The 12843-nt window shown below is 64.3% G+C and carries 10 protein-coding genes; 6 read left to right on the top strand and 4 right to left on the bottom strand.

Annotation, left to right across the window (positions count from 1 at the left end):
- Window positions 1-17 precede the first annotated feature (17 nt).
- The gene (locus RBB42_RS11830; protein ID WP_305967661.1) at window positions 18-530 is read right to left on the bottom strand and encodes a DUF3576 domain-containing protein; all 513 of its coding nucleotides are present in this window, start codon (window positions 528-530) and stop codon (window positions 18-20) included.
- A gap of 290 nt (window positions 531-820) precedes the next feature.
- On the opposite strand from RBB42_RS11830, the gene RBB42_RS11825 reads away from it, so the two are divergent.
- The 4 genes from RBB42_RS11825 to pdxR all read left to right on the top strand — a co-directional run bounded on the left by RBB42_RS11825 (window position 821) and on the right by pdxR (window position 5687).
- On the top strand, window positions 821-1801 hold the full coding sequence (locus RBB42_RS11825; RefSeq protein ID WP_305967660.1) for a porin: 981 nt from the start codon (window positions 821-823) through the stop codon (window positions 1799-1801).
- Window positions 1802-1895: 94 nt separating this feature from the next.
- Entirely contained in the window at window positions 1896-3356 is a 1461-nt protein-coding gene (locus tag RBB42_RS11820) for a tetratricopeptide repeat-containing sulfotransferase family protein (protein ID WP_305967659.1), read from the top strand.
- Window positions 3347-4000, top strand: coding sequence for a YggS family pyridoxal phosphate-dependent enzyme (locus RBB42_RS11815; RefSeq protein WP_305967658.1), 654 nt, complete (start codon window positions 3347-3349; stop codon window positions 3998-4000). Before RBB42_RS11820 ends, RBB42_RS11815 begins: the two co-directional genes overlap by 10 nt.
- A 211-nt stretch (window positions 4001-4211) precedes the next feature.
- A complete protein-coding gene (gene pdxR, locus RBB42_RS11810) occupies window positions 4212-5687 on the top strand; it encodes a MocR-like pyridoxine biosynthesis transcription factor PdxR (protein WP_305967657.1) in 1476 nt (491 codons plus the stop codon).
- On the opposite strand, the gene RBB42_RS11805 is transcribed toward pdxR, so the two are convergent.
- Entirely contained in the window at window positions 5680-6177 is a 498-nt protein-coding gene (locus RBB42_RS11805) for a tetratricopeptide repeat protein (RefSeq protein ID WP_305967656.1), read from the bottom strand. The genes pdxR and RBB42_RS11805 overlap by 8 nt on opposite strands.
- On the opposite strand from RBB42_RS11805, the gene RBB42_RS11800 reads away from it, so the two are divergent.
- The gene (locus RBB42_RS11800; RefSeq protein ID WP_305967655.1) at window positions 6151-7464 is read left to right on the top strand and encodes a cytochrome-c peroxidase; all 1314 of its coding nucleotides are present in this window, start codon (window positions 6151-6153) and stop codon (window positions 7462-7464) included. The genes RBB42_RS11805 and RBB42_RS11800 overlap by 27 nt on opposite strands.
- Before the next feature lie 58 nt (window positions 7465-7522).
- Here RBB42_RS11800 and fcl read toward each other — a convergent pair whose 3' ends face one another.
- A complete protein-coding gene (fcl, locus tag RBB42_RS11795) occupies window positions 7523-8494 on the bottom strand; it encodes a GDP-L-fucose synthase (protein ID WP_305967654.1) in 972 nt (323 codons plus the stop codon).
- Between the two features lie 43 nt (window positions 8495-8537).
- Entirely contained in the window at window positions 8538-9659 is a 1122-nt protein-coding gene (gene gmd / locus RBB42_RS11790; protein ID WP_305967653.1) for a GDP-mannose 4,6-dehydratase, read from the bottom strand.
- Window positions 9660-10238: 579 nt separating this feature from the next.
- Between gmd and RBB42_RS11785 the strand changes: the two genes are divergently transcribed.
- Window positions 10239-12836, top strand: coding sequence for a glycosyl hydrolase family 28-related protein (locus RBB42_RS11785; RefSeq protein ID WP_305967652.1), 2598 nt, complete (start codon window positions 10239-10241; stop codon window positions 12834-12836).
- Window positions 12837-12843: the final 7 nt, after the last annotated feature.

The following is a 12843-nucleotide window of genomic DNA, read 5'->3' as shown; positions in this document are numbered from 1 at the left end:
CAGTCAGACCGCCAGGATCAGAACCTGCTGTCCTGTTTGCGCAGCTGGCGGGCGCGGGTCAGGATCGCATCCTCGATCGCGCGCACGGTGGCCGGATCGACCGGGCCAGAACGGGTGTGCAGCGCCAGGTTCAGAGACCGCGCATCCAGCGCCGGATCGCTGATGAGAATCGTCGCCCGGTAGGCCCGGCCACCGCCCGGCGGCGTGCCATAGCCGGTGGTGATGACACCCGAGAAGGGATCGACGGTCTGAACCGGCAGGAAATCCAGCACATCCAGCGAGGCATTCCACAGGTAACGGTTCACCGCGCCGACGCGGCCCGGATCCTCACGCTTCTTGAAGATGTCCCAAACCGAGCTGTCCGGCCGCGAACGACCTTTCTCTGCCTCGATATCACGAATGATCTCTTCGGCGGGCGGCGTATCGACCGGCTGACGCGGTTGGCCGTTGCCCCTTAGGGATCCGCAACCGGACGTCGCCAGCATCACCGCGCACAGCGAGGAGCCGATAAGGATTCGCGACGTGGTCATGGCAGTCCCTCTTGCGTCAACAATACTGTCGCCCTCCATACTAGCGGCGCGGACCTGCGGCAAGCACGGATCATAGGCGAGTTTCTGCCCAACAATTTGCGCAAGACGCTGCGATAGCAGTTAAAGATGGCGCCGGGCAAAAACCCTTGTGGCAATATCGCATCACTGAATTGCTTGTTGCCGAACAGCTTTCCCGATGGCTTGCATTGCCGCCCCCCCAAAGCGCATAGAAACCCCATCAAGGCCGGGCAATCGGCTTGGTACGTGCCTTTGAACACATGAGGGAAACAATGAAAAAGATCCTGTTCGCGACCACCGCACTGGTTGCAACCGCAGGCGTCGCCGCGGCCGAAGTTTCGCTGACCGGCTTCGCTGAAATGGGTGTGGTCGACGGTGACCACCTGGCCACCGCTCAGTTCCACACTGACATCGACGTCACCTTCACCCTGTCGGGCGAAGCAGACAACGGCCTGACCTTCGGCGCCACCATCGACCTGGACGAAGAGCTGGGCTTCAGCGCGTTCAACGGCGGCCCGGAAGCAGTCTTCATCGCATACGGCGGCGCGCGCCTGACCATGGGCGACACCGACGGCGCATTCGACTGGGCCCTGACCGAAGTTGGTATCGGCGGCGCACTGGCCGACGACCACACCACCCACGCCGGCTTCAACTTCAACAGCGGCCTGGACGGCACCTTCGACGGCCAGATCGCTCGTTTCGACTATGCCTTCGACGCATTCTCGGTCGCCATCTCGGCAGAAATCGACGACACCGGCACCGTTGACCCGATCTGGGGCATCGGTTTCAAATACTCCGGTGAACTGGCTGGCCTGGACCTGGGCGTTGGCCTCGGCTACCAGACCGTCGATCTCGATGCCTTGGGTAGCGTCGACGTCATTGGTTTGTCGGTCGACACCACCTTCGACAACGGCCTGCAGGCCATCGTGAACTACTCGGAAACCGACCTGAGCGACTTCATTGGCGAAACAGTCAGCCACTGGGGCATCGGCCTGGGCTACACCATGAACGCCCTGACCCTGTCGGCAAACTACGGTGAGTACAACGCCGACGGTTTCGACAAGAACAGCGGCTTCGGCCTGGCAGCCAACTACGACTTGGGTGGCGGTCTCGTCGTTCAGTTCGGCTACGGTTCCAGCGATGTTGGCACCCCCACCGCCGGTGGTCTCTTCGGCATCGGCGGCGGTACCTTCGACGCGATGCCGGCAGGCGACTACGACCAGTACTCGCTGGGTCTGGCAATGTCCTTCTAAGGACACCAGCCAACTGGCTTAGGGAAGAGCGGGCGCTTGCGTCCGCTCTTTTCTTTTGGTTGAACGAAGGTCGTAGCGGACAAGAGATCATTTGATGACGCCCCAGCAGATCAAGGCGCAGTTCGGTCGCGCGCTTACCCAAATCAGCAAGGGGCAACTTGACCCCGCCGAAACCACGCTGAAGTCCCTTCTGCTGCCGACGAAGGGCGCGCCGGAAGTGCATTACCACCTGTCCCGCATCGAAGAGGCGCGGGGGGACACCCCGGGACAGATCCGGGAACTGGACCGGGCGCTTGCCAAGAAACCCTATGAAAAGACGCTTCTCAAGGCCGCGATCGAGGCATATTCACGGCTGGATGCCTCCGACAAGGTATTGGCCCTGTATGACCGCCTGATTTCTGCGGATCCGCAATCCAATCAACCGCGCGGAGAAAAAGCCGTCTATCTTCAGCATCTTGGCCGCTTTGACGAGGCCGAAAAGATCCTGCGATCCCTCGTGAAACGCGTCCCCCGAAACGGCGAGATCTATCGCGTGCTGGGTTCGGGGCGGAAGATGACCAAGGGAGACCCTCTGCTGGACCAGATGCTGTCGCTCTGGAAAGACGACCAACTGCCGGACATGTCGCGCATGCACCTGGGCTTTGCCCTTGCAAAGGGGCTGGAGGATATCGGCGCCACCGAAAGGGTCTTTGCCTACCTCGACCGGGCCAATGCGTTGCAGCGCCAACAGGCGCCATTCGACCCGGCAGCACGGGACGCGGAATGGCGCGCCTACCTGGACGCGCAGGAAACCGACGACTACACGACCGTGGGCCCGGAACAGGCGCCACGGGCTGTTTTTGTCACCGGAATGCCCCGTTCGGGGACAACCCTTGTCGAACAGATCATCGCCAGCCACAGCCAGGCCCATGCGGGCGGCGAAATGGGCCACGCCCTGAAACAGGCGGTGGCCCAATTCGGACCGGCCCAGAAGATGGAACCGCTGGCCAAACTGTCCCCGACAAGGCTGTCCCGCTGGGCCGAAGCCTATACACGGCTGGTGCGCCGCGACACCGGTCAGACAGAGGGCGTCGTCACCGACAAGTCGATCCAGACGCATATGGTCTTTGGCCTGATCGCGCGCGGCTTGCCCGGCGCCCGGATCATCGTGGTGCATCGTGATCCCCGGGACACGGCGCTGTCGATCTACAAGAACCATTTCAAGCTGGGCACGCACCGCTACGCCACGGACCTGGCCGACATCGCCGAAGCGATCAAGATGTTCCGCCGGTCTGTAGCCCATTGGAAACAAAGGATTCCCGAGAGAATCCACGAGGTGCGCTACGACGATCTGGTCTCTGATCCCGAACCCAACGCGCGCGCGCTGGTGGATGCCGCAGGGCTCGACTGGGAAGAGGCCTGCCTGAACTTCCACACCTCGAAAGCCGGGGTCAAGACGCTGAGCCTGATGCAGGTTCGACAGCCGATTCATGCCGGGCGGCGCGAAGCCTGGCGCAAGTACGAGCGCGAACTGGCGCCCTTCATCGAAGCCTGGGGAGACGAACCGTGGGATTGAGCGAGATACAGGACAGGATCGCGAAGGCCTGTGCCGAGGCAGGGCGCGACACGAGCGAGGTCCAGTTGATCGCGGTGTCCAAGGTTCAGCCGCTGGACCGGGTCGAGGCCGTACTGAACGAGGGCCACCGCCTGTTCGGCGAAAACCGCGTGCAGGAAGCGGCGGGAAAATGGCCGGATTTCAAGGCCCGTTTCGACGGCGTCTCGGTCCATCTCATTGGCCCTTTGCAGACCAACAAGACTCGACAAGCCTTTGAATTGTTTGACGCGATTCATTCGGTCGACCGGCCAAAGCTGGCCAGGACAATCGCGCGCATCGCGCAGGAAGAGGGGCATTGCCCCGAGGTTTTCATCCAGGTGAACACCGGCGAAGAGGACCAGAAGGCCGGGGTGCTGCCCGCCGATGCGGATGGTTTCATCGCGGAGTGCCGCGAGATGGACCTGCCGGTGCGCGGGCTGATGTGCATTCCGCCGGTCGAAGAGACCCCGAGCCTGCATTTCTCGCTGCTGCGGAAGATCGCCGAGCGCAACGGGCTGGGCGGTTTGTCGATGGGAATGAGCAGCGATTTCGAACAGGCCATCGCGCTGGGAGCGACCCATGTGCGGGTCGGTTCGGCCATCTTCGGAGACCGGGTAAAGACCTGATCCGGGGCGCCGGCAGTTTGTACGTTTTGTACAAAACGTACGGGCTTTTCAGCATTTTGTACAAGCCGTCAGGATCTTGTTAACCTTCGGGCCCTGCCGGGTCTGCGCGCCGGCGGAGTGTTTCCGATCCGGAAACGACCGCCCCCCCCCCCCGCAGTCGCACGTTAAGGCCAGATTGCGCCCTGCATCAGTCCAGACTACTCTGCGCCGCATGGCAATCCCGGTCGAGACCTTTCACCTGTCCCCCAGCGCGCAGGGCACGCTGCAGGCGCGCATTCAGCAGATGGTGGCCGAGGGCATTCTGGACGGGCGGTTCCGGCGGGGCGAAAAGCTGCCGTCGACCCGCAAGCTGGCCCGGCATCTCGGCGTCAGCCGGATCACGGTCACCCTGGCCTATACCGAGCTGCTGGCGAACGACTATCTCACCTCGCGCGGGCGGTCCGGGTATTTCGTCTCTGACAACGCGCCAGAGCCGCCGGATTTCGGCAGGCCACCGGACCGGGCCGACAGGGTCGACTGGGACGAGGCGCTGGCACAGCGATTCGCCGACGGGCCGCCGCTGGGCATGGGCAAGCCCGCGGACTGGACGCGCTACAAGTACCCTTTCATCTACGGGCAGGCAGATCCGACGCTCTTCGATCATGCCAACTGGCGCCTGTGCGCGATGCAGGCGCTGGGGGCGCGGAACTTTGACGCGCTGACCCAGGACCAGTTCGACGCCGACGATCCGCAACTGGTCAGTTTCATCGCGCGCCACACCCTGCCCCGCCGCGGCATCCTTGCCCGCCCGTCGGAAATCCTGATCACGCTGGGGGCGCAAAACGCGCTGTGGCTGGCGGCGCAGATCCTTGCCACCGGGCGCGACGTGGCGGTCGAGAACCCCTGTTACCCGGCCCTGCGGCAGATCCTGCGGCAGGCGCGCAGCCGCCTGTCGCTGGTGCCGGTAGACGAAAAAGGGCTGCCGCCCGAGGCGGTGCCGCGCGGGACGCGGGTGATATTCACCACCCCAAGCCATCAGTGCCCGACCTCGGCCACGCTGCCCCTGCCGCGCCGCAAGGCCCTGCTGGACCGGGCGGCGGACCTGGGGGCGCTGATCGTGGAGGACGATTACGAATTCGAGATGTCCTACCTGACCCCGCCCAGCCCGGCCCTGAAGAGCCTCGACGAGGACGGGCGGGTGATCTACGTCGGTTCGTTTTCCAAGTCGCTCTTTCCGGGGCTGCGGCTGGGCTATCTGGTAGGCTCCGAGCCCTTTATCCGCGAAGCGCGGGCGCTGCGGGCCAGCGTGCTGCGCCATCCGCCGGGCCATGTGCAGCGCACCGCGGCGCAATTCCTGAGCCTTGGGCATTACGATGCCCTCGTGCGGCGCATCGGCAAGGCGCTGGCCGCGCGCCGGTCCGTCATGGAAGAGGCGGTGGCGCGGCATGGGCTGCGGGTGGCCGGGCGTGGCGCACATGGCGGGTCAAGCCTGTGGATGCAGGCGCCCGACGGTGTGGACAGCGCGAAACTGGCCGAGCGGCTGCGCGCGGACAGCGTTTTGATAGAGCCCGGCGCGCATTTTTTCGCAGGCGACCGCGCACCGCAACAGTTCTACCGGCTGGGCTACAGCTCGATCCCGTCGGAGCGGATCGGGGACGGGGTGCGCCGCATTGCCGGGGCGCTGGACGGCGGCGCCGACCTTACCTGAAGGGATACATCCAGACGCGGTAGTCATCGACCAGGGTCTCGGCCCGCTTGCGCTGTTCGCGGGTCATGCGCGGGGTCAGTTCCTCCAGCGAATCCGGCGCGTCCACGTCGCCGCCGATGGCCGACAGCGCGTACCAGAGGTAGGCCCGCACCAGATCCGGCGCGGGCAGGCCCTGGCCCAGTTCATAATACCAGCCCAGCCCTGACTGGGCGCCGGGATGGCCCTTGAGCGAGGCACGCAGATACCATTCGAAGGCCCGCTCGGGGTCTTTTTCAACCCCAAGGCCAAGGGCATACATGACGCCGATCAGTTCCTCGGCGTCGGCATTGCCCGACCGGGCGAGGACGCGGAACTGAGCCATCGCGGCGGGAAACTCCCCCGCCTCCATCAGGTCGCGCGCCTCTTCGAGGTCGGCGGCAAGAACGGGGCTTGAGAAGCCCAGCAACCCTGCCAGAATGACCGCATGCGCGCCTTTCGCCCTGCCCTGCATGTGTTCTGCCTCCTCTGGCTTGCTGTCGCGGCCCGCGCCGAGCCGGTGTCGATGGAGGATTTCATCGACGCGGACCCCGCGCAAGCCCGGCTGGGCCAGTTGCTGTTCTACGATCCCATCCTCAGCGGGAACCGAAACATCTCTTGCGGGACCTGTCACCACCACAGCCTGTCCAGCGGCGACGGGTTGAGCCTGGGGATCGGCGAAGGCGGCACGGGGTTGGGGCCAAAGCGCACTCCGGGCACCGGCGACCGGATGATCCGCAAACGCATCCCCCGGAACGCGCCGGCCTTGTGGAACCTTGGTCACAAGTCGGTGCGGGTGATGTTCCACGACGGGCGGCTGGAGGTGTCGAACCAGTTCGGCAACGGTTTTGACAGCCCGGCAGAGGAATGGCTGCCGCAGGGTCTGGACAACATCTTGGCCGCGCAGGCGCTTTTTCCGCTGACGGCGCAGTTCGAGATGGCCGGGAACGTGGGCGAGAACGCTGTGACTGGCGCGGTGCACGACCGGATCGATCTCGGCTGGCCGGTGCTGGCGAAACGCGTGCGGACGATCCCCGAATACGGTGAATTGTTTGTCGAGGCCTTCGATCACATCGACCATCCCAGCGAGGTCACGATCGTCGAGATCGGCAATGCGCTGGGGGCCTTCATCGCCGCCGAGTGGATCAGCATCGACAGCCCCTGGGACGATTGGCTGCGGGACGGCAAGCCCCTGCCCGCCGCGGCCGAACGGGGGCGGCAATTGTTCTTTGGCAAGGCCCGCTGCGACACCTGCCATTCCGGCCCGCTGCTGACCGATCAGGGGTTTCACGCGCTTGGCCTGCCCGCTTTCGGGCCGGGGCGCACGCGGGTCTTCGACCCGATGCCGCGCGACGTGGGCCGGATGGGAGAGACCGACCTGTTGGAGGACGCCTATCGCTTTCGCACCCCGTCCCTGCGGAACGTGGCGCTGACCGCGCCTTACGGGCACAACGGCGCCTTTGCCACGCTGGAGGGGATCGTGCGTCACCACCTGGACCCGAGTGCCAGCCGGATGGCGTGGCGGGAGGCCGACGCCCGCCTGCCCGAGGTGCCCTGGCTGGCGGCCGGGGATTTCGCGATCCGGCAGGACAGGATCGAGATGGCCCGGCAGACGCGGGCGCTGGACATCGTGCCGGTGGCCCTGACCGATGAGGACGTCGCGGACCTGCTGGCCTTCCTGGAGGCGCTGACCGGCGCCGGCGTGGATCAGCGTCCGCTGGGACGACCGGACCGGGTGCCCTCGGGGCTGCCGGTGGATTGACGGCCAAACGCAAACGCGCCGGACAAGGGCCCGGCGCGTCGGCAGATAGATCCGTGGATCAGCGGCGGAAGCTGTCCTGGTTGTCGAGGAACCACTGGTAGGTTTCGCGCACGCCGTTTTCCAGGTCGATCGAGGCTTTCCACCCCATGTCGGCGAGGCGGCTGACATCCATCAGCTTGCGCATGGTGCCGTCGGGCTTGGACCGGTCCAGTTCGATCTTGCCTTTGAACCCCGTCACCTCGGCCACCATCTGCGCCAGTTCCAGGATCGAGACATCGACGCCGGAGCCGACGTTGATGTGGCTCAGCTGCGGCTGGGTGTTGGCATCATAGGTGGCCTTGTCGAGGTCCATCACGAAGAGCGAGGCCTCTGCCATGTCATCGACGTGCAGGAATTCGCGGCGCGGCTTGCCGCTGCCCCAGATGACGACCTCGTCCTTGCCCTCTTGCGCGGCCTCGTGGAAGCGGCGGATCAGGGCGGGCAGGACATGGCTGTTTTCCGGGTGAAAGTTGTCACCGGGGCCATAAAGGTTGGTCGGCATGACCGACCGGTAGTCCACGCCGTACTGGCGATTGTAACTTTCGCAGATCTTGATGCCGGCGATCTTGGCGACGGCATAGGGCTCGTTCGTGGGCTCCAGCGGTCCGGTCAGCAGCGCGGCCTCACGCATGGGCTGCGGCACGGCCTTGGGATAGATGCAGGACGACCCCAGTTGCAGCAGGCGCTCCACGCCCGCCTCCCAGGCGGCGTGGATCACGTTACACTGCACCATCAGGTTGTCGTAGATGAACTCTGCCGGGTAGGTGTTGTTGGCCAGGATCCCGCCGACCTTGGCCGCCGCCAGAACGACGATGTCGGGCTTTTCCTCTTGCATGAAGGCCTTGACCGCAGCCTGGTTCGTCAGCTCCAGTTCGGCATGGGTGCGGGTGACGAGGGTGATGTCCTCCCCCGCCTCCTGGCGCTGCTTCAGTTTGCGGGTGATCGCCCCGCCCACCATACCGCGATGGCCTGCGACGTAGATCTTGGGCATAGAGTGCCTCCTGGCTTCGAATGGCGACCGCGCCGGATGTGCCTCAGCCGTTCTCCAGCGCGACAGGGATTTCGTAACCGTGCTCTTTCAAAAGAGCATGACGGCGGGCCACCTTGTGGTCGACGGCAACCATCTCGGCGCACATTTCCTGGGCCGTGATTTCCGGCACCCAGCCCAGCTTTTCCTTGGCCTTGGACGGATCGCCCAGCAGGGTTTCCACCTCGGCCGGACGGAAATAGCGCGGGTCGATGCGCAGCACCACGTCGCCCGGCTTGACCGCCGGGGCAAGATTGCCACTGACCGAGGCGACGGTGGCGATCTCGTTCACGCCCTCGCCGGAGAATTCGAGCTCGATCCCCAGTTCCTTGGCGGTCCACTGGATGAATTCGCGCACGGAGTATTGCACTCCGGTGGCGATGACGAAATCGTCGGCCACCTCTTGCTGCAGCATCATCCACTGCATGCGGACGTAGTCCTTGGCGTGGCCCCAGTCGCGCAGGGCGTCGATGTTGCCCATGTAGAGGCAATCCTGCAGGCCCATCGCGATGTTGGCCATGCCGCGGGTGATCTTGCGGGTCACGAAGGTTTCGCCGCGGCGCGGGCTTTCGTGGTTAAACAGGATGCCGTTGCAGGCATACATGCCATAGGCCTCGCGGTAGTTCACCGTGATCCAGTAGGCGTACATCTTGGCCACCGCATAGGGCGAACGCGGGTGGAAGGGCGTCTTTTCCGTCTGCGGGATTTCCTGCACCAGGCCGTAGAGCTCCGAGGTCGAGGCCTGATAGAAGCGCGTGGTCTTTTCCATGCCGAGGAAGCGGATCGATTCCAGCAGGCGCAGGGTGCCGGTGGCGTCGACATCGGCGGTGTATTCCGGGGCCTCGAAGCTGACGGCGACGTGGCTTTGCGCGCCAAGGTTGTAGACCTCGTCGGGGCGCACCTCGGACAGGATGCGCGTCAGGTTCGAGGTATCGGTCAGGTCGCCGTAGTGCAGGGTGAAGTTCTTACCGCTGGTGTGCGGGTCGTGGTAGATATGGTCAACACGTTCGGTGTTGAAAAGCGAGGCACGGCGCTTGATGCCGTGGACTTCGTAGCCTTTCTCAAGAAGCAATTCCGCCAGGTAGGAGCCGTCCTGACCAGTCACACCGGTGATAAGAGCTTTCTTCATCAATCAACCATTCTTTGCTGAGGCGGTCGCACAATCGACCGTTGTCCGCGTCGGCGTCCGCATATCGCAGTTTCGCACAGAGGCGCAACTTGAAAGCGGTTGCCCGGTCGAGGGTTCGGAGGACGGGCGAAAAAACGCCAAAAATTGTGGCCGGTCGATCCTCCCACCCTTTGCCAAAACGCCCGCATGTCCGGGGTATGGCCCCGTCCGCGACGGGGCATGATCCGAGCGGGGAATGCCGGGACCAGATTGGCCGTGCGAGCCCCCCGTGCCGAGGTCATCTTACCCGCAGCTCAGGCTGGAAAGCGACAGGGCATGGACATGACAGGACCTGTCCGGGCCAAACGCAAGATCAACCCTGGATTGCATCTTTCTGGTTCCGAAAACGGCTCTCGCGCCGTGATGACGCGGCGCAGGGCGGCTGACTGCCTTAAGGTGTTGCGTGAGACGGCAAGGCTGCGCGCGCTCCGGTAGCTGAAGATAAGGTTTCGCAGGGATTTTCTCCAAGACCGTCCGCACGCCGCCTCCAGCCGGAGGGGTGGTCGGACCGCATCTTTTGCCAAACCGGAGAAAGCAAGCATGGCCCTATTCAACCACGAAGCCGCAATCCGTGCCGTCGACAGCTCGGGCGCGGGCGTCAGGAACGCCGTCCGCTGTATCTATCCCAAGGGGTCGAACAGCATGGCGCCGCTCTATCGCGATCCCGACCTGACCGAACAGCAGACCTCGGACATGCGGTCGGACGAGAACGGTTTCTTCGGGCTGTGCTACCTCGAGGAAGGCGAATATCGTGTCGTGATCACGGACCCCGATGGCCGGACCGTTCTCTACAGCGCTGACGATGTCCTTGTCGGGAACACCACCCCGGTCCGGTCACAGCAGGATTACGCCACGCTTGACGCGCTGGCGGAAGACGGGCTGCTGTCCTACACCGCCGGCAATGGCCGGCTGAAGGTCTGGCCCGGGATGCGGGTGCGGGTGCGTTCGACAGACACCGATTTCTGCGTGCTGCCCGAAGGCGACGGTTCGGCGCAGGTCGCGACCACCGGCGGCGTAGGGCTGTGTGAAACCGGAACTCGGTTCAGTTCGGAGGCGCGGTTTGCGGCGGCAGTGGCGCGGGGCGAGCCGTTTTCGGCGGGAACGACGGTCATGGCCAACGGCGCAATCTACGTCTTTCTCGACGACGGCAACACCCTGCTGCCCGGACTGACCGGATGGCGCCGCGTGGTCTCGCCGCAGAACGAGACGGACCTGACCGACACCAAGGCCAAGACCGACCTCGTCTCGGTGACGCAGGCAGTGAACCTCGACGTGCTGCCAGCGCTGGTGGCGAACAGCAACACCTACGACAGCCTCGCCGCCGGCCTTGCCGCGACATCCTCTGGCGCGGCGTTTTTCGTGATCGCGGGCCCCGGTCTGCAAGTCTACCGCAACGAGTCCGGCACGGGGACCTTCCTCGGCTGGCACGGGGAGATCGCGTTCGAGACCGTGGCAGACCTGATCGCCGAGACTGTCGGGCTGCCCACCGGCGCCACGCTGCGCGCGCGTCGCGAGGGTTTCCGATATCAGGTCGCCCCGGCTGCGGCGACAGATCACCACCTGACCACGGCAGGCGGCACCAAGCTGTATGTCCAGCCCGCGGAGTCCGGACGCTACAACGTCAAGGCATTTGGCGCCAAGGGCGATGGCACCACGGACGACAGCGCGGCGATCCAGGCGGCTGTCGATCTGGGCAAGGCGACACCGGGCGTCACCATCTACTTTCCCAAGGGGGCCTTCCGCGTCGTGACGTCGATCGACTGCACCTATGCGGGAGTGGCTGGCGGGATCAGTGGCGGCTACTACGGGTTCACCATTGAAGGCTCTGACCAGATCAACACGCTCATCAAGTCGGAAACCGCCGGAACGCCGACATGGGACATGACCGGCAAGCCGCGCATGACCTTCCGCAACATCGGGTTTGCCAACTACTCGGACGGCGCGCACAACCCGTCATGTTTTCTGCTCTTGGCGCGGAACACCTCCAACGGTTACGCGGGCGGGCATGTCTTCGACCGGTGCACTTTCCGAGGCTACGTCACGCAGACCGGCGTCCAGTGCGCCTCGTCCGAGGTGAACAAGTGGTTCAACGTCGATTTCGAAATCTATTCGGCCACCTCGGGTCTTGAACTGACCGAACAGATCGAGACCACCGTCAATTCGGAATACATCGACCTATTGGGGCATGTCTTTTCGGGCGGCAACACCCGGCATCTTTTCGTTGGCTGCGCCTTCAATGGATCGTCCGTGCCGAGCGGCCCGCACTACGTCCGCTGTTCCGGCATCGACAACTCGCAATTCATCGGAGCGTATTGCCATTTTCATAACGGCGAAGCGGCGTTCCACTTCTCGGACAACTGTTCCAACGTCAGCTTTCTGGATGTTCGCGGTGAAGGACCCGGCGACTATTTCATCCGCTTGGGCGCCGGCGTCACCTTGACGTCGCTGACCGTGACCGGCCGCGGATCGTCTCCGATCCGGGGCGAGGACGCATCGGCTTTTGTCGGAGCGCGCATCGACACGTCCTTCCTTGCTACCGGGTCGGGGGCGACGTCCTACAGCTTTGACGCTTACGATGCGACCGATTGCGAGATCTCCGGCATGACCAACGGCGCGCGGGTCCGCAACAGCGCGCGGGGGACGTATTTCCGGGACTTCCATACCGCGGAGGCGTGGTCTCTGCCGACCGGGGATACAACGCAGCCCGAGGAATACGGGCTTGCCTACACCGGCGGCGCGTCGAACTATCGGCGCAGGGTGGAAAGCCGGTCCATCTATGACCGGCGCGAACTGGGCCGATCGCATATCAGCGGCCTCGTGACGCCGTTGAACATCGTCAATCCCGCCACCGGCACGCAGGCGATCAACTACAACGACGGTTGCGCGTGGGAATTCAAGGCCGCCGGTGCGCTGACGATTGCCAACCCGTCCTATGTAAACCTGGGCCCCGACGACCCGCGCGGCCAGCGGCTGACGATCGTCATCGTGCAGGACGCGACCGGCGGGCACACGGTGAATTGGGGCAACCAGTTCGACCTGCAAGGGGCGACCGTGGACACGGCGCCGAATGCGCAGACCGTGCTCGATTTCATGTTCATCAGCTCGAACAAGGGCAAGGCCTGGTGCCGGGTGAAATGATCCCCAG

This window comes from Mameliella sp. MMSF_3455 (assembly GCF_030733205.1).
GTDB lineage: Bacteria > Pseudomonadota > Alphaproteobacteria > Rhodobacterales > Rhodobacteraceae > Antarctobacter.
Note: the sequence above shows the minus strand (reverse complement) of the source record. Positions and strands in the feature narration are given on the sequence as shown.